Raw genomic sequence first — 21086 nt, 5'->3', positions numbered from 1 at the left:
GAGGGGCAAACCGTGGTTCTTACAGCGATCATAACGTCCGCCGCGCCGCACGTCGCATCACTTCTCGCAATCACGCCTTTATGACAAATGATTGGACTGGACATGAAAGTTCGGTCATTCTAAAGATGGGTCATCCAGAGACATTTCAGCCTACAACTCAGCTATGAGCCTCGCGCTAACCAGCGCGGTCGGCTCCGGCACAGACGCAAGCAAGTTCCGCTTCCCCGATGAAGGAGAGCCTTACCTTGGCAGCGAGCAGCCGACGTGTATCCAGAGTTATCCTTCCGCGCTATGTGAGCGCGGCTTTACTGCTTGTTGCCTGCGGCCTTGCGGCCGACAGCGCTGCTGCCCAGACCGATGACCTCTACAAGCAGACCGCGAAGCCTGTCTTCGATCGCGCTTGTTCCGGTTGTCATATGAACGGTGGGCACGCTGGCGGATTCCGCATGGACACTGTGCCGCAGATTCTTGCCGGTGGCGATAGCGGATCGCCCGTGGTTTTTGGCAGCCCCGAGAAGAGCATTCTCTCCAAGGCGATCCACTACTCCGACGACACCCTGCAGATGCCGCCGAAGGGCAAGCTGAGCGACGAGGACATTGCAGCCGTCGATCGCTGGATCAAGGAGAGCGCCGCTCCGATCGCCCCTGCGGATGCTCCAACGACCGCAAGCGCAACGGCCAGCAAGCCGACACCGGCGCAGATCGCTTCCGCCACGCCCGTACAGCCTGTCTCGCCATCCGCTTCCCCATCGCTTTCTGCTGAGCAGGAAGCTTTTTTTGAAGCCAAAGTTCGCCCGGTGCTGGTGAACAAGTGCTACATGTGCCATGCCAGCGCGGAGAAAGGCGGCCTTCGCCTCGATTCGCGTAAGGCGCTGCTGCAAGGCGGCAAAGATGGTGCGGTCGTTGTGCCGGGACACCCCGAGCTGAGCACGCTTTCAAGCGCGGTACATTACGCCGATCCGCGCTTGCAGATGCCGCCACGCGCGCCGCTTAAGCCCGAGGAAGTTGCCGCACTCGATCAGTGGATCAAAGACGGCCTGCCCTGGCCCGCGAGCGCGGACAAGCCCGCCGTTACGACAGTGAGCGCGGAGGACCGCAAGTTCTGGTCGTTCATGCCAGTCGTGGCTCCTGCCGTTCCCGATGTGACGTCAAAGTGGGCGTACAACGACATCGACCGCTTCGTACTGGCGAAGCTCGAAGAAAAGCACCTGAAGCCGAACGGCGATGCCGACAAGCGCACGCTGCTGCGCCGCGTCACCTACGACCTTACCGGCCTGCCGCCAACGACCGCAGAGATGAAGGCGTTCCTCGCCGACAAGTCGCCGCAAGCCTACGAGCATGTAGTCGATCGCCTGCTTGCGTCGCCGGCCTATGGCGAGCGCTGGGGCCGCATCTGGCTCGACGTGGTGCGCTACGCTGACACCACCGGCGCGCTTGGGGACTTCCCCATCCCGCAGGCGGTGAAGTATCGCGACTGGGTCATCGCTTCGTTCAACGAAGACATGCCCTACGATCGCTTCCTGAAGGAGCAGCTCGCTGGCGACCTGATGCCCGCCGCCAACGACGATGAGCACTGGAAGCAGACGATCGCCACCGGCTATCTCGCTGGCGCGAACATTGCAGACAACGCGCAGATCTACGATGCGGTCGACAACCTTGGCTCCGCGATGCTCGGCATGACCGTGAGCTGCGCCCGCTGCCACAACCACAAGTTCGACCCCATCCCCACCTCGGACTACTACGCGCTCGCTGGCATCTTCAAGAGCACGCACTTCCCCAAGGCGGGCAACGATGGCAAGCGCTATCAGTCGGAGCTGGTGCTGCGCCATCCGCAGGACGCAGCTGCGCCTGAGCAGGTCGCGTTCCAGGCGCAACTCAAGCCCATCGCCGACGCGATCGCTGCTGTGAATCGCCTCCCCGGCACCTACGACGACCTGATGCCGCAACTGCAGCGTCGTCGCATGAACCTTTATGCGCGCGCGCCGCAGTTCCCGGAGATGGCCTACGCCGTGAGCGATATGCCCGCACCGGCGAAGGCGCAGATCATGCTGCATGGCGATCCGCTGCAGCTTGGCGATGAAGTGCCGCGCGGCGAGTTGCAGGTACTCGGTGGTGGCGCGCTGCCCGCAACCACCAAGGACAGCGGTCGTCTCGAACTCGCCGCCTGGGTGGCGAGCGCCCAGAACCCCACGACGGCGCGCGTATTCGTGAACCGTCTGTGGCAAGGCCACTTCGGCCGCGGCATCGTCGCGACACCCAATAACTTCGGCACGCGCGGTGTTGCCCCCAGCAATCAGGCGCTGCTTGATTACCTCGCAACGCAGCTTACGAGCAATGGCTGGCAGGTAAAGCGGATGCAGCGCATGATGGTGCTGTCACACGCCTATCGCTTGTCCGGCGAAGCGAACTCCGCGAACAACGAGGTCGATCCCGACAACGCATACATCTGGAAGCACACGATGGTGCGCCTCGATGCGGAAGAGATTCGCGACACGCTGCTCGCGGACTCCGGTCAGCTTGATCGCACCCCTGGCAGCACGTTCCCTTTCCCACCGCAGAGCGAGTGGAACTGGGAAGAGCAGAACCCCTTCGTGCCTGACCTGCCGAAGTACGAGAACAACAAGCGCACCGTGTACATGATGATTCAGCGCACGGTGAAGCATCCCTACATGACGCTCTTCGACGGCGCCGACCCGGCCGTCAGCACGGAGATGCGTTCGCAGAGCCTCACGCCGCTGCAGGCGCTCTACTTCATGAACTCGAAGTTCCCGAAGCAATGCTCGGACGCGCTCGCCAAGTCACTCGATGACGAGCACAAAAAGCCCGAAGCGCGTCTCGACGCCGCCTTCGAGATCATCTACAACCGCGCCCCTGCCGCTGAAGAGCGCAAGCACAGCGAAGAGTTTCTCAGCACGATGAGCAGCAAGCTCATCGCTACAGGCAGCACACCGGAGGCCGCGCAACAGAAGGCGTTCGCACACCTGCTGCAGGCCATGTTCTCCAGCAACGAATTCATGTTTGTTCCCTAACGAAGGAGCCACACGATGTCGCTTCGCAAACCGCTCAACCGCCGCGTCTTCCTGCAGTCGCTCGCCAGTACGTCCTTCCTCCTGCCCGGCATGTTGCACGAGATGATGGCCGAGACGATCAAGCCTGCATCGAACCCCACGCTCGCGAACCCGCTCGCACCGCACGCGCCGATGTTCCCGGCCAAGGCCAAGCGCGTCATCTTCCTCTACATGAGCGGCGGCGTTTCGCACGTCGACACCTTCGACCCCAAGCCGTTGCTGACGCGCGACACCGGCAAGCTGCACAACGGCGACTTCCTCCACGCCTCGCCGTGGGCGTTCAAGCGCTATGCCAAGTGCGACACCGAGGTCAGCGAGCTCTTCCCGCACGTCGGCGCGATGATGGACGACATCTGCGTCATTCGCTCGATGAAGAACGACATCCCCAACCACTCGCAGGCGGTGCTGCAGATCCACGGCGGCTCCACCGTCGAGCCGCGTCCGAGCATCGGCTCGTGGGCGAGCTATGCACTCGGCACCGAGAACCAGGAGCTACCGAGCTACATGGTGCTCGCGCCGGAGATCCCCTACGGCGGTGCGCAGTGTTGGGACTCTGGCTTCCTGCCCGCGTGTCACCAGGGCATTCGCGTCGTCCCCGGCCAGGAGGCGATCCCGAACATCAGCCGCGCCAACCGTCTCGACATTCAGGAGATGGACCTCGGCCTCATCAACTTCTTCAATCAGCGCAACCTCGCCGAGCATGATGGCGATAAGACCCTCGCCTCGCGCATCAAGACCTTCGAGACCGCCGCAGGCATGCAGCAGGAAGCCCCCGACGCCTTCGACATCACCAAGGAAAGCGACGCGACGCTGAAGATGTACGGCATCACGCGCGACACGAAGAAGGGCTTCGGCTGGCAGTGCCTCGTCGCTCGCCGACTCGCCGAGCGCGGTGTGCGCTTCGTCGAACTCATCGACACCGGCAGCGACAAGTACAACAACTGGGACTCGCACCTCGACATCAAGATGCATGCGACGCAGGCACGCAAAGTCGATAAGGCCATCGCCGGCATGCTGCAGGACCTCAAGTCGCGCGGCATGTTGGACGACACGCTCGTCGTGTGGACGACCGAGTTCGGCCGAAAGCCCGGCGATGCTTCGCCGGACGAACAGGGCCGGACACACTGGTCGAAGAGCTACTCCTCGTGGGTCGCTGGCGGCGGCTTCAAGGGCGGCATGACCTACGGCACCACGGACGACTACGGCTACGAGGTCGTCGACAAGCCCGTGGATATTCACGACTTCCACGCCACGCTGCTCAATCAGATGGGTCTCGACCACAAGAAGCTCACCTTCCGCCATGCAGGCCGCGACTATCGACTCACCGATGTTTCCGGCAACGTCGTGCACGACATCATCACGTAGGAGTTCGCTGTGTTGCTTTGTCGCAAATCGTTGCGTACCTTGCTTGCCTCACTCTTGTTTGCCACTCTCTGCACGGCTGCGTCCGCGCAGTCGATCCTGCCAAAGCCAACAGACCTTCCGCCCGCCAGGTTCGCGAAGGTTTTCGGCGAGAACATTCGTTACTACGAAGCGGGCACCGGCTCCACGCTGGTGCTCGTGCATGGTTTCGGTAGTCAGGCGTTGTTTGACTGGGGCCGTGTCATCAAGCCGCTCGCGCTGCATCATCATGTCGTTGCGATCGACGAGATCGGTTGGGGCGGTTCCGACAAGCCTGCCATCGACTACAGCATTCAAACCTTCGCCGACTTCCTCGGCGAGTTCCTGCGCGTGAAGCACATTGACCACTTCGCGCTCGCCGGCGAGTCGCTCGGCGGCTGGATCGTCAGCCTCTACACGATCGAAGCGCTGCAACCGAAGGACGTCTATCAGCAAGGCTTCCCGAAGCCTTCGCAACTCATCCTCGAAGATGCTGCGGGGCATCGAGCGATTCGCTCCAAAGGCGCGCCGCAAGTGCCCGGCACGCTTGCAGAGGCCGCAGGCATCGGCTTCATTTTCTACGACAAATCGCTCGTAACGCCGGACCTCGTGCGCCAGAACTTCATGATCAAGCTGACCGCAAACGATGGCAATACGCAGCGCTCGCTGCGCACGAACATGAAGCTGGACGAGGAAACCGTCGGCGACCGCGTGCAGGCGATCAACATCCCGACGCTCATCGTCTGGGGTGGCAACGACGCCGTCGTGCCGCTCGAGGACGGCAAAGACTATGCCGCGAAGATCCCCGGCGCGAAGCTTGTGATCGTTCCCGAGTGCGGCCACGCTCCGTCGCTCGAAAAGCCGAAGGAATTTCTTGCCGCCGTTGCATCATTCCTTCGCTAGCTTGTGTCGCCGCTTGACCGATCAAGGCGCAACTCCATGCAGAGCTCTGCAGGATTCATGACTCGGTAAGGCACAAAAAACGGTAGGTCGGGGCTTCAGCCCCGACATGGTGTCGCCCAGCTTCTTCGCGGCTTCAGCCGCTGAGGCGATGGTCCGATCAACCGCCACAACCTGAGGGCCTAAAGACCCTGTTCTCTAAAACGCAAACGGCAGGGCTAAGCCCTGCCCTACCGTTCGTGCCTCACTTGTTGCCTAGCCCAAATGGATCGTTAACGGCGAAGCAGACTATTACGCCGCGACGGCTGCACATGCGCGCATGTCTTCGAGCAGTTCTGCGATGCGCGCGGGATCAGAGTCCCACGCGAACATGAAGCGTGCTCCGCCACCGATGAACGTGTAGAAGGTCCAGTCACGCTCGCGCAGCGCCGCCGCGAACTCCTCGCTCAAGCGTAGAAATACTGCATTGCCCTGCACCGGGAACATCAACTCCACGCCAGGAATCTCCGCCGCAGCTTCGCTGAAGATCTTCGCGCAATCATTCGCGTGCTTCGCATTGCGCAGCCACGCGCCGCTCTCCAGCATGTTGATCCACGGCGCGGACATGAAGCGCATCTTCGAAGCCAGCTGGCCGGACTGCTTGCAGCGATAGTCGAAGTCCAGCGCGAGTTCACGACGGAAGAAGATCACGGCCTCGCTCACCGCCATGCCGTTCTTCGTACCACCGAAGCAGAGCACATCGACGCCAGCCTTCCACGTCATCTCCGCAGGTGTGCAGCCCAGTGCAGCGCAAGCGTTTGAGAAACGCGCACCATCCATGTGCAGCGCCAAACCATGCTCGCGGCACTCGGCGGAGATCTCCTTGATCTCATCGATCGAGTAGAGCAAGCCCGTTTCCGTTGGCTGCGTGATCGTCACGACGCGCGGCTTCGGGAAGTGGATGTCCTTACGGAAGGTCGCGAAGTGGCGAATCGCCTCCGGCGTAATCTTGCCGTCTTCGCCCTGCGCCACGAGCAGCTTCGAGCCGTTCGAGAAGAACTCCGGCGCGCCGCACTCGTCGGTCTCGATGTGCGCTGTGCTCGAGCAGATGACGCTGTGATAGCTCTGGCAAAGCGACGAGAGTGCCAGCGAGTTCGCGGCCGTTCCGTTGAACGCGAAGAAGACTTCGCAGTTGGTATCGAAGAGCTTGCGAAACGCGTCAGCCGCATCGTGCGTCCACTGGTCGTTGCCATATGCGGGTGCGTGGCCCACGTTGGCCTGCGTCATGCCTGCCCAGGCTTCAGGACAAATACCCGCATAGTTGTCGCTCGCAAACTGTTGCTTCATACGCACTCCACCGCGAAGCGGCTCCGTGCGCTTCGACTCTTTCATTGTAGTGATGCCTGGTAACGGTTTGGCGACTCAGCTAACCGGCTGAGCGACGACCAAAAGCGGCCTTCAGGCGCGCCGCGCGATCTTCGACAGATCCGCTCGCGGCCTCCTGCATGTACGCCACGGACTGCACGCCTTCCACCTCGAAGCGCTTGCGGCAGCGCACATTCTTGCACGCGATCATGTCATCGCGACGCACCATGTAGCTCTGTGCCTTCCTGAACTTTGCCAGCGTCTCCGAGTCACAGCCCGGCGGCGGTTGCTGGCGTTTGCGCCGCACCATCCACGTGAGTTGGTACTCCTCCTGCTGCTGGCAGTGCGGACACATGAGCACGTGGTTCTTCGGCATTAGTTTCTCGTCAAAAAATCCCCGCTCGTCCATGCGACCTCCGTGCAGAACCAGAATACGCCTATCCTTCGCCTGCAAATCGCGCTACGCTTGAACGCCATGGCAAAGCGCAAACGACCTGCCACTTTTACCGCGACCAAAGCCGTCAAGGCACTGGCTCGCGAACGCATCGGCATGCCTCCCAGCGAGCGCGTGATTCCCCATTCGCACGAGAAGGCGTCTAAGCGAAAGAAGCACAAAGAGACGCTCGCCACGATTCTCGATAAGGCGAGCCGAGAGGACTAAGCCCATGCACAAACACCTCACCCTCATCGCCACGGTCGCAACCTTTGCCCTGCCCGCGCTCGCGCAGCAGCCGGAGTTCAAGCTCGACCGAACGACGCGCTCCATCAGCATCACCTCCACGGCGAAGGTGACGAACCTGGCGGACGTCGCGAGCGTGCACATCGGCTTCATCGCCTATGGGCCGGACAAAGATGCCGCTTATGCGAACGGCTCGCGCGTGTCGAACGCCATCATCGATACGCTGAAGAAGACTGGCGTGCCCGCAGACGCGATCGAGAGCGTGAACCAACAGGTCGTCGCTACGCCGGAGTATCAACTCGAGAAGCTCTCGCCGACTGACAAGCAGCAGCACGCATGGCAGGTGACGCAGTCGTGGACGGTGCGCGCGAATGCCGCCGATGGCGCGAAGGTGCTCGACGTAGCGACGAAGGCAGGAGCCAACCAGAGCGGCGAGATCGACTGGTCGCTGCATGATTCGAACGCCGCGCAGGCCGCGGCCGCGACGAAGGCCATGCAGCAGGCGCGCGCGCAGGCAGATGCGATGGCCTCCGGCCTGAACGTGAAGCTCGGCGTGTTGCTTTATGCGAACAACTCTGTAGAGTCGCAGCCCGTGAGGCCCGAGCCACAGGCGATGCGGCTTATGGCAAAGATGGCCAACGCTCCAGTCCCACTCGCGATCAATGCAAGGCAGATCGAAACGACCGCGATGGTCACCGCAGTTTTTGAAATCAACTAGCCGCACACGCAAAAGGGCCGGAGAGACTGCTCTCCGGCCTTCTGCCTTGTAACTACTTCTTGGGCTTCTTCGCCGGAGGCTTCGTCGCGACCTTCGCCTTCACTTTCGGCTCGGCCGTAGCAGCTTCGGGGACAACGGCCACTTCGGTGCTGGCATTGTCTACCTCGGCAAGTTCGCGCTTCGGCGTGACGGGTTGCAGGAACGCACCGATCTCGTAGCCCGCGCTCTCCATCGCGCGGCAGAGCTTCACTACCAGCTTCTCCAGAGCCTCCGGCTTTGCCGTCGCCGCAGACAACTCCGGCAACGTCAGCGCGCAGAGCAGCTGCTCGAAGCGCTCCTTGTTGCCGTACTGCTTGCCTTCGTGCTCGTTGACGCCGATAAGCCAGCGCACATCGCCATCCTGCCAGAACGCAGGCTTCGTGACAGACTCCAACGTCCACACGAGTTGCGCGCGGACGATTGCTGCAGCCTGCCACGCGCGTTCGCCTTCAAGCCCCACAGCCGCCGCAGTCTCAGCGATCACTTCACGCAATGCGAGTGCGTCAAACGCCTCCACAGCCACGCCAACGGTCGCAAGCTGCTTCACGATGAGCCACGCCAGTGCGGGCAGCCATTGCAGCGGACCGCTATCGTCGGTCGGAAGCACCTGGCGTACCGCGCTTGGCCAGAGTGTTGAGAAGCCGCGCTCCCACTTCGGAAGCTGCAAGAGCGCTTCAAGTTGCTGCTCAATCGCCTTCGCAGTCGGAAGCGTCTTCGACGTGCTCGCAGGCAGGAAGCTCTTCGCCAACACCACGAGCTCGGCGACGCGTGCGGCGTAGTTCTTCAGCACTTCATCCTGCGCTTCGACCTTCGCGGTGGCAGTGCCTTCTGCAGCGCAAAGCTGCGCAGACTTCGCCACCAGCTCAGCAATCGGGCCCTGCTGCAACAAGCCGCGCAATGCATCGTGCAGCGGACGCAGACGTAACTTGCGCAGCGCCTCCTCCAACGAGTAAACGCCAGCGCCATTCAACGAATCACACAGCTCGTTCCACGGATGCTCTGCGCTTGCACGCAGCTCACGCCAGTCGAGCAGCACCGCGTATTGATAGCCACGCAGCGGCAGCGTGAGGCCGTTGTGATGGAAGTCGTTCGCACGACGGATGAACTCGAGGTTCGTGGTGCGATCGCGATAGGCGAAGAACAAGCCATCATCCCAGGGCAACGAAAGCCCATCGGCAAGCGAGCGCTGGCGCAACTGTCCGCTGCCCTTGTCCATTGAAGCAGCCGAATGATGGATCGTGCCGTAGGTCGAGTTGTAGCTGTTGTTGTAGAAGATGAGCGAGCGCTCGCCCTGGAAGTTGTTCGAGTACGCAAAGACGTTTTCGTCCACCGTACCGTGCTGCGTCCAGAAGTCGTAGAGCACAAAGTCTGCGCTCTCCGCGAAGATGTAGCGCTTCTTCAGCAGCGGCGCGATCTCGGTCTGATGGCGTTGAACGAGGTAGTCATTCGGACGCTCGTCCATCTTCGCCTGCTTGAACTCCATGCCGTAGCGTTCTGTGTAGCCTTCGATCTGACCGTGGCCAAACATGGGCAAGCCAGGCAGCGTGGACATCAACACCGCTACGCCAAACGCCTTATCGCCCGAGCCAAACTGGTCGATCGCCGTGCGCTCATCGGGGTTCGACATGAAGTTCACATAGCGCTTCAGGATGTCGGGATCGAACTCGATCGTCTTCTTCAGATAGCTGCGGTACTTGGCGTTCTCTTCATCGCGCAGCATGTTCATGAACGCGGAGTTGTACACGCGGTGCATACCGAGCGTGCGCACGAAGTACCCTTCAAGCATCCAAAAGGCCTCAGCGAGCAACAGCGTGCCGGGCACTTCCACGGCGACGCGGTCCACGACTTCGCGCCAGAACTCATGCGGCATCAGCGCATCGAACTCTTCCTGACTGATCGCACTCTCCGCACGCGAAGGAATCGATCCGCCGGCCCCCGGCAGCGGGAACCACAGTCGCTGCACATGGCGCTTGGCCAGCACCATCGCCGCGTCGAAGCGGATGATGGGGAACATGCGCGCTACGTGCAGAATCGTCTGCATCACCTGCTCGCGCACCCACGCTTTCGTGTAGTCGAGCTGCGCAGTGTCGTTCCACGCGAAGGTCGTTCCATCGTTGCCGTGGTACATGTAGCGCGTCGTGTTGTCCGCGTAATGACGCAGCCGGAAGACCACGGCCGCATCGCTCTGATCGTAGTAGTGGTCTTCGAGCTTGATCTCCACGCGCGAGTCCGTCGAGAGGTCCGGGCCGTTGAACGAGTAGCTCGGGTACGGCGACTCCCAGCGATAGAGGAACGCCTCAGGGTTCTCGATCACCCACGACGAGTCGATGCCCATGTGGTTCGGCACCATGTCGCTCGCGAGACGCAGACCGTGCCGCGCTGCCGCACGCTTCAGATGCTCATACGCTTCATAGCCGCCAAGGTCCGCGGCGATCGAGTAATCCTTCAGCGAATATGCCGAAGCCACGGCATCGCCATGTCCGCGCAGATGCTTGATGGTGCGCGAGGCCGTCGAACGCTCCCACAGACCGATGAGCCACAATGCGGTGATGCCGCGGTCGGCCAGCAGCGCAATCTCTTCATCCGGAACCTGGTCGAGCCGGTGAATGTGGCGACCATACTTCTTCGAGAGCTGCTCGAGCCACACATAGGTGCTCTTCGCCATCATCACGACGTTGGGCATCCATGCCTGGTCCGCCGAGAACGCCTCATACTCGTCGAGCGGCGCCTGGTAGTCGTACGAGTACTTGCGCACACGACGACCGTGGGCGTCGGTCACCCACTCGTCCTCAAAGCCCATGTACTCGTCGCCTTCGAAACCCTCATCGCCGCGCGTCGGCGCTCCGTGCCGATACCAGTCAGGCGCAGGAGGATTGAAGCGCATCCAGATCGCGATGTCTTCTTCACGCAGCGTGTCCACGGCGAGCAGCACACGCTTCATCTCACCGCCGATGATCGGCTCCCAGTGCACACGAATGTACTCGAGCTGACCTGCAAGCGAATCCGGAGAAGCCAGCATCGGCGCGCGCAGCACATCCAGCAGCGAGCCTAGCTCCGGCGCCACCGGCGGACGCGTTTTGAAGTACTCCGGGAAGCCTTCCGCGACCTTCGGATAAGCGGTTCCCTCGCGCAGCTCCTTGTCCGCGAACATCTCCTGAAAACTCTTCAACGCGGGGTTCTGGTTGGCGAGCCACAGCAACAGCAGCTCTTCGAGCGCCGCCTCGCGGTTTGGCATCCCTTCGGTCGCCTTGTCGAGCCACTGCGCGGCAGACTCCTTGCCGCGATAGACGTCCATGTTCGGGAAGATGTCGGTGAACTTCAGCAGCAGATGCTTCAGCGCGCCGGGCTGCTGCGTCTCCACCTGCTGCGCGAACCACGCAAGACCTTCCGTAAGCAGGCGCGGGTCGCGCTCCTGGCGATATTTGGCGATGAGCGCGTGGTTCAGCTCGTCGATCAACCCCATGGCAAACAGAGCGCCGGCGTTCACGATCTTCGACGGATCGTTCTCCGCGTCGCGTACCTTGTTGAGCTGTTGCGCGAGCTTGCGGCTGGCAGCAACGTTCGCAAAAACCACGTTGCCGGTGTAGCTGAAGAGCAGATCGTCGAGCTCAAGTTTGTCGCGCAGATCGCGGCGAATGTGGAATTCCATCGCAAGCCTCGGCGTCTTTGTCGTGAGTGAGACCGCCCGCGCGCGCCTTGCGAGGAACGGTGCTTTGCAGAAATTTCGTGTGCTGCCGCAGCAACCGAGCTACAGAGCCAAACCAACAGGATTATCGTGTTGCAAACATCCTAAACGTCATCGCCGACAACTCGATGAGTACTAGGATGCAGATGCGCCGCCTCCGTTTGTAAAGCCAGGCGCGTGATGAATGCGATACTCTTCCGCACATGCACCTCGCCGATGATTCGCGCGCTCCCCAAGCCGATACGCCGGGCTGGCCCTTTGCGGTGGCCTCCGGAATTTTAGGCTGGATTCTAGACGCATTCGACTTTTTCATCCTCGTCTTCCTCTTCCCCGAGCTCATGGCGCGCTATGGCGTCAGCAAGGGCGCCATTCTTTGGACGATGACGATGACGCTCGCCATGCGGCCTGTCGGAGCGCTCATCTTCGGCGCCGTCGCCGACAAACTCGGCCGCAAATGGCCGCTGATCGTCTGCGTGGCTTACTTCTCTACGGTGACCGTTTGCTCCGGCCTCGCGCCGACGTATGGCCTCTTTATGCTCTGCCGCTGCCTCTACGGCATCGGCATGGGTGGCTACTGGGGCATCGGCGCGTCGTATGCAATGGAGTCTGCCCCGCGCGCGAAACGAGGCATGTTGAGCGGCCTGATGCAGGCTGGCTATCCGCTCGGCTACCTGCTGGCGGCGCTGGCGATGCAGTTCATTACGCCGCGCTTCGGCTGGCATGCCATGTTCTACTGCGGCACCGTGTTGGCCGCGGTGATCATCGCGCTCACGCTCTTCGCGCCGGAGTCCGACGCGTGGGAGCAGACGAAGATGCCGTCGATGGGCCATATCTTCCGCGCGCTCGTCAGCTACCGCACACGCTTCCTCTACCTTCTGATCCTGATGGCGGGAATGACTTCGCTCTCGCACGGCACGCAGGACCTCTACCCTGACTTCCTGCGCACGCTGCCGTTCATGCAGGGCGTCACGGTGCTGGGGATGAAGGCCTCGCTCGGCATCGCGGTGCTCTATAACCTCGCGGCGATCGTAGGCGCACTCATCTTTGGCCAGCTTTCACAGCGCATCGGCCGCCGCTATGGTGTGATGGCCGCGCTGTGCCTCTGCCTGATCTCGATGCACTGGTGGGCCTTCGGCGCGAGCGTCATGGCGATCACGCTCGGTGCGATGCTGATGCAGGCCGGCACGCAGGGCGCGTTCGGCGTGATCCCCGCACATCTCAACGAGCTTTCGCCTTCCGCGATTCGCGGCCTCTTCGCGGGTTTCACCTATCAACTCGGCGTGCTGCTGACATCACCGGTTTCCCCGCTGCAGAATTTCCTGCGGGAACACTTCGGCTATTCGTGGGCGCTGGCATCTTTCGAGCTCGTCACGATCTCGGTGCTGTTTCTGCTGATGATTTTCGGCCCCGAGAACCACAGTCGCGATTTTCACGAAGCGATGTAGTGGATCACCAAGGACAAAGGCCCGGCGCCATGCCGGGCCTTTCCATTGCAGCCAAGAACCAGTACCCCAGGTCTCGAGACTGCGGCCTGGATTTGCAGGCCTCGAGGCCACCAACATGCTCGTCCTCCCCCATCTGCACAGGAAGCCGCGCAGAGGTGGGGCACCCAGCGTGTGCGGTTGACCTGCTACACCAGCACCTGCTCTACCGGGAACGGGTTGCGCTCCTTCAACTGCACTTGATGCCAGTACGGATACGCCAGCGGCACGCGTGAGGCCTCGTCCAGCTTGGTTATCTGCTCATCGGTCAGCTTCCAGCCGGTCGACGCAAGGTTTGCCTTCAACTGCTCTTCGTTGCGTGCGCCGATGATCAGCGTGGAGATCGTCGGCTTGCGCAGCAGCCAGTTCAGCGCGATCTGCGGCACGGTCTTACCGGTTTCCTTGGCGACCTCGTCAATCGCATCGACAACCTTGTAGACCAGTTCCCAATCAGGCGTTGGGCCTGCATCGTGCACGACCTTCGTGTTCAAGCGGCTGCCTTCCGGCAGCGGCTGGCCGCGGCGAATCTTGCCGGTCAAACGCCCCCAGCCCAGCGGCGACCACACCAGCGCGCCCACGCCTTCGCTCGCGGCGAGCGGCATCAGCTCCCACTCGTAGTCGCGGCCGACCATCGAGTAGTACACCTGATGGCCGATGAACTTCGCCCAGCCATAGCGCTCGCTTACCGAGAGCGACTTCATGAGGTGCCAGCCCGAGTAGTTCGAGCACGCGATGTAGCGCACCTTGCCCGACTGTACGAAGTTGTTCAGCGTCGAGAGCATCTCATCCGGCGGCGTGAGCGCGTCGAATGCATGCATGTGATACACGTCCACATAGTCCGTGTTCAGGCGCTTCAACGATTTCTCCAGCGACTGCACGAGGTGATAACGCGAGCTACCCACGTTGTTCACTTCCGGGCCCTGGCGGAAGGTCGCCTTCGTCGAAAGCAGCACGTCTTCACGCTTCAGGTGCGCGATCGCCTTTCCCAACACCTCTTCACTGTGGCCGTTGGAATAGCCATCAGCCGTATCGAAGAAGTTGCAGCCGGCTTCCATGCAGACGTCGATCAATCCAGCGGCTTCTTTGTCCTGCGTGCTGCCCCAGGCCTTGAAGAACTCATTCGATCCACCGAAGGTTCCGGTACCAAAGCAGAGTTCGGGAACGAAGAGGCCTGAGCGTCCAAGCTGACGGTATTCCATGCGTATATCTCCTTGCAGGTTTCGGCCACGCAGCAAACATCAAGGGCCCATGCGCAGCACGTTGCTTGTTAGAGGAAGCGCATTCCGCACGCGGCACACACAGCGCGCTATCGCTTCAATGTCTTCTTCGATGCCGCTACGTCAGAGAAGTCGCAGCTTATGCCTTGCTTTCTCGCAAACGCATCGAGCTTCGACTGCTGCCGAAAAAATACATCATCCGGGTTCGATCGCGGATAAAAACGCACAAAGATGTCGGATTCTTCGACAGACTCATTGCGGCCATCATGGAACCCGTAACCCAGCGATTGCAACAGATGCAGCGAGCCTTCATCGCCTGAAGGATTGCCCGCATCCGCCACGATGCCGAACACGCATGCGCGATGCAGCTTGGAGTACACCGCGACGAAATCCCCAATGCGCGCACCGCGACGACGCGCTTCATCGCCCAGCACAACGTAGTTGATCTTCGTCGCATCCACATACCGCCGCGGATCGCGTTCCGGCAGCGAGTCATCCTCGAAGGTCGTCTGCGACACATAGTATCCCGGGGCAGGATCGCTGGGCCCCTGCACCACGGGCTTTCCGTGGTCGGTCATATAGCCCACGATCGGCGCGTTTGGTCGGCGCTGCGAGTGCGCATCCTGCGGCACATCGAGCGTCTTGAAACCGTCCGGCCCATACGCGCGGGGCGAGCCGTCCACGTCCACATCCATGCGGTGCGTACGGATCACAAACGGCCGTGGATGCTTCGTCTGCGCGTACGCGCATGCACCTAACCCCATCGCCGCCATGAGAAGAACCGCTCGCTGCATACCCTAAGCTTAGACGCGCGCTGCGGTGCTCCTGTCACTTCTCGCGCGGAAGAACTCCGCAGTCACCCTGCGTTCACGTATGCTGAAGCCAATATCCGTTTCGACCCGCACCACCAACGTGAAGGAGTCTCCGTCCGCTGATGCGCAGCCGTCTTGAACGCTACTTCCGCTTTGCCGAGCACGAAACCACCTGGCGCACGGAGATTCTCGCCGGTGTGACGACCTTCGTCACCATGGCGTACATCATCTTCGTCAACCCGACCATCCTGTCGGAGACCGGGATGCCGCTCGCAGCGGTCACTACGGCAACGTGTCTCTGCGCGGCCTTCGGCTCCATTCTGATGGGCGCGCTGGCGAACTACCCGCTGGCGCTCGCGCCGGGCATGGGGCTCAACGCGTACTTCACCTACACCGTGGTGAAGGGCATGGGCGTGCCGTGGCAAACGGCGCTCGGCGCGGTGTTTCTCTCCGGCGTGATCTTCCTGCTGCTGACCTTCGGCGGCATTCGTCAGAAGCTGGTCGCGGCGATTCCCTATCAGCTTCACTCTGCGGTCGCCGGAGGCATCGGCCTCTTCATCGCCTTCATCGGTCTGCGCGAATCCGGCATCATCGTGCCCAGCGCCGCGACCACCGTTACGCTCGGCAACATGCACTCGCCCACGGTGCTGCTGGCACTCTTCGGCATCGCGCTCACGGCGGTGCTGCAGGCGTATCACGTGAAGGCGTCGATGCTCATCGGCGTGCTCGGCACCATGCTCGTCGGCATCTGTTGCGGACAGATGCACTGGCACCCCAGCACGCTGAATCCGCTCGCGATCCGCGACACGGCCTTTCACCTGGATGTTCGCGGCGCGCTGCACATGCACGCGCTCGAGATCATCTTCGTCTTCCTCTTCGTCGATCTCTTCGACAACATCGGCACACTCGTCGCCGTGACCGAACGCGCCGGGCTTATCTCCGAAGACCACACCATCCCGCGCCTCGATAAGATCTTCTTCGCTGACGCCTCGGCCACCGTCGTCGGCTCACTCGCCGGTACCTCGACCGTCACCAGCTACATCGAAAGCTCCTCGGGCGTGGCCGCTGGCGGACGCACCGGCGTGACGGCCATCGTCACCGGCATCCTCTTCTTCATCGCACTCTTCGTCGCACCGATCGTCGGCGCGCTGCCGGAGTTCGCCACCGCACCCGCGCTGATCCTCGTCGGCGCGCTCATGGTCGCCGGAGCTGCGCGCATCGAGTGGAACGAGCCGCGCGTCGCAATCCCGGCCTTCCTCACGCTCATCATGGTGCCGCTGACGTACTCCATCGCCACCGGCCTGAGCTTCGGCATCATCAGCTTTGCTGCGCTGGAGATCGCCACCGGCCGCGCACGCCGCCAACACTGGATGCTCTACCTGCTCGCCGCATTATTCATCGCACGTTTCGTGTGGATGCACACCTAAGCTGGCATACTGGCATCTCATTCACAGCAGACTTCTGCAAGGAGACTCACGATGGACCGCACAGCATCCGCAGTTTGGCACGGCAGCCTGAAAGAGGGCGAAGGCAAGATCAGCACCCAGAGCGGCACGCTCAAGGACACGCAATACAGCTTCAAGACGCGCTTTGAAAACGGCGTTGGCACCAACCCCGAAGAGCTGATCGCTGCTGCGCACGCGGGCTGCTTCACCATGGCGCTCAGCGCGCAGCTCACCTCGGCTGAGCACACGCCCGAAGATCTCGCCACCGAAGCGACCGTGACCATGGAAACCACCGAAGAAGGACCGACCGTGACGAAGATTCACCTCGTCACCAAGGCCAAGGTGCCCGGCATCGACAAGGAAAAGTTTGACGAGCTGGCGAAGAAGGCCAAGGAAGGCTGCCCGATCTCGCGCCTGCTGAAGGCCGCTGAAATCACGCTCGACGCAACGCTCGTCTAACCCCACATAATTTAGAATTTAGAACGAAGGCCGCTCACCGCGAGCGGCCTTTGTTGCGCGTGCCCTTGTACGCCGGGTGCCCCACGTCTCGATTCTTGAGACGTGGGAGAGCGAGAATCTGCGCCGTGCTCAACTCTTCGGCCCTTGCGAATCTCTCTGAAAATCCGGATCTCAGAGGCGAGACCTGAGACGACCGTTCGAGCTACTCGTCACGGCTAGACGCCAGCGCATTGAGATCCGACACTTCAAGCACGCGCTTCGAGCTTCCGTCGATAGCTATGCGAATCATCGCGCGACCGATCTGCGAAAGTGTGCTCACGTGCTTGGGCAAGACCACGCGCATCACCGGATACAACGCGCCTATCGCCTTCATCATTCCCGGCACATGACGCTGATGCTCACTCGGTCGCATCATGCCGGGGCGCAGGTTGTAGACAGCGCGAAACGGCAACCGCGCCAACGCATTCTCCGTGCGGCCCTTCACGCGCGCCCACATGCTCTTGCCCTGCTCGGTGGAGTCCGTGCCCGCGCCAGAGATGTACTCAAATACCATCAGCGGATTCAACCGCGCGAGCGTCTCCGCAAAGTGCAGCGTCGTGTCATACGTAATGCGCGTGTACTCGGCCTCGTCCTTGCCGAGTGACGACACACCCGCGCAGAAGAAGCAAGCGTCGTAACCCACGAACTGCTCTTCCACATCCGCCAGCGAAAGAAAGCTCGGCACGATCACTTCATCAAGCTTGGGATGCGTGTATCCGCACGGCTTGCGCGCGACGCTCAACACGCGGCTGACGCTGGGGCTGGCGAGGCATTCGAGCAACACGCCCTCTCCCACCATGCCGGTGGTGCCTGTCACGATAACGCTGATCGGCTTTGTACTCATACTTCGTTAGATGCAGGCTCGCCAGACACGCACTCAATGCGCGTGCGCATGGTCATGATCGTGATGATGCCCGCCCGGCCCGTGATGATGGTGCGAGTGGCCGTCGACGACTTCGAGCTCCGGCGGCTGGCAGCAGTTCTCAAAGTGCTCTGCCGTGCAGTTGGTCACTTCAAGCTGAATCGTCGTGTGATGAATGCCTTGATGATCGCGCAGCTCATGATTCAGGCGCTCGACAATCGTCTTCGTGTCTGCCAGCGGCATCTCGATCACCTGCACATGCGCCGCGAGTGCGTGGCTCTTCGACGTGAGGCTCCACACATGCAAATCGTGCACGCTCACCACGCCCGGCACCTTCTTCATCGCCGTGCGTACCGCGTCGAGGTCCACCGAACGCGGCGTGCCTTCCAGCAGAATATGCAGCGACTCGCGCACGATGCCCCACGAGCTCAACGCGATCATACCTGCGATCACCAGCGACAGCACCGGATCAATCCACTGCCAACCCGTGAAGCGAATCACGGAACCGCCGACGATCACCGCCGCGGTCGAAATCGTGTCGCCCAGCATGTGCAGGAAGACCGATCGAATGTTGATGTCCCCTGAAAACTTCCAGAGCAGCCCGGCAATCGCGCCGTTCATCAGCACACCCGCCGCCGCGACGACCATCATCACGTTCGCCTGCACCGACACCGGCGACCAGAAGCGGATCACCGCTTCCACCGCGATCCAAAGCGAGAGCAGCAGCAGCGTGAGCGCATTCACAAAGCCCGCGAGCACACCCGCGCGCTGATAGCCAAAGGTGCGCGCATCGCTCGGCGGACGTGTCTGCAGCCACACGGCCACGAAACTCAGCGCCAGCGCGAGGAAGTCCGAAACGTTGTGCCCGGCCTCAGAAATCAGCGCGAGCGAGTACGAACGCAGGCCGTAGTACAGCGTGGCGAGAATGTAGAGGAGCGTGAGCGCGAGCGAAAACTTCAGGATGCGCTGCACGGCAGAAGGCGCGGCTTGCGGCGAAGAAGCCATACGATCAGTTTACGCCTCGGGCACGCCATAGCGCATCGAATGAAGCGGCGGAGGGTGTCCATGAAGATCACGCAGATCGGCACGTACGGCACGCAAATCACGAAGTTTGGGCTGGTGAACTGCTATCTCCTGCGCGAGCAGGACGGCTTCACGTTGATCGACACCGGCGTAGCCGGTGAAGGGCCAACGATCCTGAAAGCCGCGCAGGAAGCGGGTGCGCCGATTCGCCGCATCCTGCTGACGCACGCGCACGTCGACCACATTGGCTCAGTCGATGAACTCAAGGCCGCTCTCGGCGAGGTGTCCGTCGTGATCAGCGCACGCGATGCCCGCTGGCTGCCCAAGCCGCCCGCGCAGGACCTTTCGCTCGACCCCGGAGAGCCGCAAACGCCTATCCGCGGCGGCACGCCCGGCTGCAACACTCCGCCCACGCACTTCGTCGGCGACGGCGAGCTCTTCGGCTCGCTGCGCTGCATCGCCACGCCCGGCCACACGCCCGGGCACTTCGCGTTTCTCGATGAGCGCGACGGCACGCTCTACGCGGGAGATGCCGTCGGCACGTTGCGCGGCACGACGACCGTCAGCGGCTGGGCTCCGTGGTGGTTTCCGGTGCGCGCGACATGGCACACGCCGACTGCGCTGGCCAGCGTCCGCAAGCTGAACGAATTTCCGATCGCCCGCATCGCCGCAGGCCACGGCCGCATCGTCGAAGGCGGCAACAAAGCGTTGCTCGCAGCGATCGCTGCGGCGGAAACGCGCCCCGGCAAGTAGCCTTCAGCTGCGCCAGTGGAGCTCCACCGGCCCCTGCAGCGGATGTTCGCCAACGCCCTTCAACCGTCGCTGCTTCAGCGCGAAGTACCACTTCGCAGGCTTGTCGGCGTCGTCGATCAGCATGAGCGCGGGGTTCGAGCGCAAGCCCTGCGCCTGCTCCACCATCGTCTGCCGGTCCTGGTCGACGAAGCGCGCGCCGAAGAGCTTCGCAATCGGCGTGATGAACGGCACGTGATATGCGATGTCCCACGCGGCCAGCACGTCGATGCGGCAGGTGCTCGCGGTCACCGGAGTCACGGTCGTCAGCGAAGAGAACCAACGCAGCTTGCCGTTCTTCTCCGCCACTATCGTCTCGTAACGGCGATTCGGCAACACAAAATCGATGGTCGTCGTCGGCTTACCGAGCAGCTTGTACGGCGCGGAGTTCGAGCTCGGCGTGTGCGGACTCATCCTGAAACCATCAGGGATCGGTTCAAACTTCTTCGTCTTCTCGTGAATGCTCGCCGCACTGCGCCACCACCAGGCGCGATGCACGAATGGCCCATGCGCAGGATCCATCAGGCCAATGATGCCGTGATCGACGTTGCAAGGAAGGTCGGCCACAAGATGCGCCGAGCGATAGCGCGTAGAAAACTTCGGCAGCTCCGGCACCGGCGGCAACGCGTCCTGCGCGCTCAAGCGCCCCGCACCCGCCTCCGGCACATACACCCACGCATAGCCATCGCGCTCGACCACCGGAAAGCTGTTCGCAAAAATCTTCGTCGGCTCCAGCGAGTCATGGCTCGTCAGCGATGGAATCTCCTCGCAGCGACCGCTGCAGGGCTCAAAGCGCCAGCCATGATATTTGCACTGCACCGTCTCGCCGTCATACCAACCGGCCGAAAGCGGAATGCCGCGATGCGGACACATATCGCGCATCGCAAAGATCGTGCCATCGTTCTTGCGGCCAAGCAGCATGGGGATGCCGAGCAGCGTGGTCAGCGCCGTGCCACCGCGCTTAATGCCGCTCGAGCGCAGCGCCGGATACCACTCCCCGAAGATCATCTCCGCAGGCGGGCCGGGCTTGGCGGCAGCGGTGATCTCCACCAATGGGCTGGTGTGGTCGGCCGGTCGAATGGGGCGCATGGAATCCACTAGAAGAAGCGTACGACGAATCGGCGAACCCGGGAAGTGACCGCGCGC

18 protein-coding genes are annotated in these 21086 nt (G+C 61.9%); 9 read left to right on the top strand and 9 right to left on the bottom strand.

What is annotated here, in order from left to right; genetic code table 11:
• Positions 1-305 precede the first annotated feature (305 nt).
• On the bottom strand, positions 306-431 hold the full coding sequence (locus tag OHL11_RS02810; RefSeq protein ID WP_263369957.1) for a hypothetical protein: 126 nt from the start codon (positions 429-431) through the stop codon (positions 306-308).
• Between OHL11_RS02810 and OHL11_RS02805 the strand changes: the two genes are divergently transcribed.
• From OHL11_RS02805 to OHL11_RS02795, 3 genes are read left to right on the top strand one after another with little or no spacing between them, the layout of a single operon-like run.
• Positions 417-3029, top strand: a complete 2613-nt coding sequence (locus OHL11_RS02805) for a PSD1 and planctomycete cytochrome C domain-containing protein (RefSeq protein ID WP_396269331.1) — start codon at positions 417-419, stop codon at positions 3027-3029. The two genes, OHL11_RS02810 and OHL11_RS02805, sit on opposite strands and share 15 nt — an antisense overlap.
• Positions 3030-3044: 15 nt before the next feature.
• On the top strand, positions 3045-4433 hold the full coding sequence (locus tag OHL11_RS02800) for a DUF1501 domain-containing protein (RefSeq protein ID WP_263369955.1): 1389 nt from the start codon (positions 3045-3047) through the stop codon (positions 4431-4433).
• A 12-nt stretch (positions 4434-4445) separates the two neighbouring features.
• On the top strand, positions 4446-5351 hold the full coding sequence (locus tag OHL11_RS02795) for an alpha/beta fold hydrolase (RefSeq protein WP_263369954.1): 906 nt from the start codon (positions 4446-4448) through the stop codon (positions 5349-5351).
• Between the two features lie 288 nt (positions 5352-5639).
• Here OHL11_RS02795 and OHL11_RS02790 read toward each other — a convergent pair whose 3' ends face one another.
• Both OHL11_RS02790 and OHL11_RS02785 read right to left on the bottom strand, forming a co-directional pair.
• Complete coding sequence (locus tag OHL11_RS02790) at positions 5640-6674, bottom strand: threonine aldolase family protein (protein WP_263369953.1); 1035 nt, start codon at positions 6672-6674, stop codon at positions 5640-5642.
• A gap of 79 nt (positions 6675-6753) precedes the next feature.
• Positions 6754-7068, bottom strand: coding sequence for a hypothetical protein (locus tag OHL11_RS02785; RefSeq protein WP_263369952.1), 315 nt, complete (start codon positions 7066-7068; stop codon positions 6754-6756).
• Between the two features lie 99 nt (positions 7069-7167).
• On the opposite strand from OHL11_RS02785, the gene OHL11_RS02780 reads away from it, so the two are divergent.
• Together OHL11_RS02780 and OHL11_RS02775 are read left to right on the top strand one after the other, a co-directional pair.
• Positions 7168-7353, top strand: a complete 186-nt coding sequence (locus OHL11_RS02780; protein WP_263369951.1) for a hypothetical protein — start codon at positions 7168-7170, stop codon at positions 7351-7353.
• A 4-nt stretch (positions 7354-7357) separates the two neighbouring features.
• On the top strand, positions 7358-8089 hold the full coding sequence (locus tag OHL11_RS02775) for an SIMPL domain-containing protein (protein ID WP_263369950.1): 732 nt from the start codon (positions 7358-7360) through the stop codon (positions 8087-8089).
• 52 nt (positions 8090-8141) lie between these two features.
• On the opposite strand, the gene OHL11_RS02770 is transcribed toward OHL11_RS02775, so the two are convergent.
• Positions 8142-11777, bottom strand: coding sequence for an alpha-amylase family glycosyl hydrolase (locus tag OHL11_RS02770; RefSeq protein ID WP_263369949.1), 3636 nt, complete (start codon positions 11775-11777; stop codon positions 8142-8144).
• Between the two features lie 239 nt (positions 11778-12016).
• Here OHL11_RS02770 and OHL11_RS02765 point away from each other — a divergent pair, with 239 nt between their 5' ends.
• A complete protein-coding gene (locus OHL11_RS02765; protein ID WP_263369948.1) occupies positions 12017-13258 on the top strand; it encodes an MFS transporter in 1242 nt (413 codons plus the stop codon).
• A gap of 185 nt (positions 13259-13443) precedes the next feature.
• Here the strand turns inward: OHL11_RS02765 and OHL11_RS02760 are convergent, their stop codons facing one another.
• Both OHL11_RS02760 and OHL11_RS02755 read right to left on the bottom strand, forming a co-directional pair.
• Entirely contained in the window at positions 13444-14493 is a 1050-nt protein-coding gene (locus tag OHL11_RS02760; protein ID WP_263369947.1) for an aldo/keto reductase, read from the bottom strand.
• 107 nt (positions 14494-14600) lie between these two features.
• Positions 14601-15224, bottom strand: a complete 624-nt coding sequence (locus OHL11_RS02755; protein WP_263369946.1) for a hypothetical protein — start codon at positions 15222-15224, stop codon at positions 14601-14603.
• A gap of 221 nt (positions 15225-15445) precedes the next feature.
• Here OHL11_RS02755 and OHL11_RS02750 point away from each other — a divergent pair, with 221 nt between their 5' ends.
• Together OHL11_RS02750 and OHL11_RS02745 are read left to right on the top strand one after the other, a co-directional pair.
• Positions 15446-16750, top strand: a complete 1305-nt coding sequence (locus tag OHL11_RS02750; RefSeq protein ID WP_263369945.1) for an NCS2 family permease — start codon at positions 15446-15448, stop codon at positions 16748-16750.
• Positions 16751-16801: 51 nt separating this feature from the next.
• Positions 16802-17227 (top strand): OsmC family protein, encoded by a 426-nt coding sequence (locus OHL11_RS02745; protein ID WP_263369944.1) that lies wholly within the window; start codon positions 16802-16804, stop codon positions 17225-17227.
• 202 nt (positions 17228-17429) lie between these two features.
• Here OHL11_RS02745 and OHL11_RS02740 read toward each other — a convergent pair whose 3' ends face one another.
• Together OHL11_RS02740 and OHL11_RS02735 are read right to left on the bottom strand one after the other, a co-directional pair.
• Positions 17430-18110 (bottom strand): Rossmann-fold NAD(P)-binding domain-containing protein, encoded by a 681-nt coding sequence (locus OHL11_RS02740; protein ID WP_263369943.1) that lies wholly within the window; start codon positions 18108-18110, stop codon positions 17430-17432.
• Positions 18111-18143: 33 nt separating this feature from the next.
• Positions 18144-19133, bottom strand: coding sequence for a cation diffusion facilitator family transporter (locus OHL11_RS02735; RefSeq protein WP_263369942.1), 990 nt, complete (start codon positions 19131-19133; stop codon positions 18144-18146).
• 60 nt (positions 19134-19193) lie between these two features.
• On the opposite strand from OHL11_RS02735, the gene OHL11_RS02730 reads away from it, so the two are divergent.
• Positions 19194-19904: an MBL fold metallo-hydrolase gene (locus OHL11_RS02730; RefSeq protein ID WP_263369941.1), complete on the top strand. Its 711-nt coding sequence runs from the start codon at positions 19194-19196 to the stop codon at positions 19902-19904.
• A gap of 3 nt (positions 19905-19907) precedes the next feature.
• On the opposite strand, the gene OHL11_RS02725 is transcribed toward OHL11_RS02730, so the two are convergent.
• Positions 19908-21029 (bottom strand): Rieske 2Fe-2S domain-containing protein, encoded by a 1122-nt coding sequence (locus OHL11_RS02725; RefSeq protein WP_263369940.1) that lies wholly within the window; start codon positions 21027-21029, stop codon positions 19908-19910.
• Positions 21030-21086 lie beyond the last annotated feature (57 nt).

The sequence above is a fragment of the Granulicella cerasi genome (assembly GCF_025685575.1).
GTDB classification, from domain to species: domain Bacteria; phylum Acidobacteriota; class Terriglobia; order Terriglobales; family Acidobacteriaceae; genus Granulicella; species Granulicella cerasi.
The sequence above is the reverse complement of the archived record's forward strand: the minus strand, read 5'-3'. Positions and strand labels throughout refer to the sequence as shown.

Coding starts and splice junctions, on each gene's coding strand:
- OHL11_RS02785 (WP_263369952.1), bottom strand. CDS start 7,068: ATGCCGAAGAACCACGTGCTCATGTGTCCGCACTGCCAGCAGCAGGAG.
- OHL11_RS02740 (WP_263369943.1), bottom strand. CDS start 18,110: ATGAGTACAAAGCCGATCAGCGTTATCGTGACAGGCACCACCGGCATG.
- OHL11_RS02805 (WP_396269331.1), top strand. CDS start 417: ATGAACGGTGGGCACGCTGGCGGATTCCGCATGGACACTGTGCCGCAG.
- OHL11_RS02800 (WP_263369955.1), top strand. CDS start 3,045: ATGTCGCTTCGCAAACCGCTCAACCGCCGCGTCTTCCTGCAGTCGCTC.
- OHL11_RS02730 (WP_263369941.1), top strand. CDS start 19,194: ATGAAGATCACGCAGATCGGCACGTACGGCACGCAAATCACGAAGTTT.
- OHL11_RS02750 (WP_263369945.1), top strand. CDS start 15,446: ATGCGCAGCCGTCTTGAACGCTACTTCCGCTTTGCCGAGCACGAAACC.
- OHL11_RS02745 (WP_263369944.1), top strand. CDS start 16,802: ATGGACCGCACAGCATCCGCAGTTTGGCACGGCAGCCTGAAAGAGGGC.
- OHL11_RS02790 (WP_263369953.1), bottom strand. CDS start 6,674: ATGAAGCAACAGTTTGCGAGCGACAACTATGCGGGTATTTGTCCTGAA.
- OHL11_RS02770 (WP_263369949.1), bottom strand. CDS start 11,777: ATGGAATTCCACATTCGCCGCGATCTGCGCGACAAACTTGAGCTCGAC.
- OHL11_RS02765 (WP_263369948.1), top strand. CDS start 12,017: ATGCACCTCGCCGATGATTCGCGCGCTCCCCAAGCCGATACGCCGGGC.
- OHL11_RS02780 (WP_263369951.1), top strand. CDS start 7,168: ATGGCAAAGCGCAAACGACCTGCCACTTTTACCGCGACCAAAGCCGTC.
- OHL11_RS02775 (WP_263369950.1), top strand. CDS start 7,358: ATGCACAAACACCTCACCCTCATCGCCACGGTCGCAACCTTTGCCCTG.
- OHL11_RS02760 (WP_263369947.1), bottom strand. CDS start 14,493: ATGGAATACCGTCAGCTTGGACGCTCAGGCCTCTTCGTTCCCGAACTC.
- OHL11_RS02735 (WP_263369942.1), bottom strand. CDS start 19,133: ATGGCTTCTTCGCCGCAAGCCGCGCCTTCTGCCGTGCAGCGCATCCTG.
- OHL11_RS02725 (WP_263369940.1), bottom strand. CDS start 21,029: ATGCGCCCCATTCGACCGGCCGACCACACCAGCCCATTGGTGGAGATC.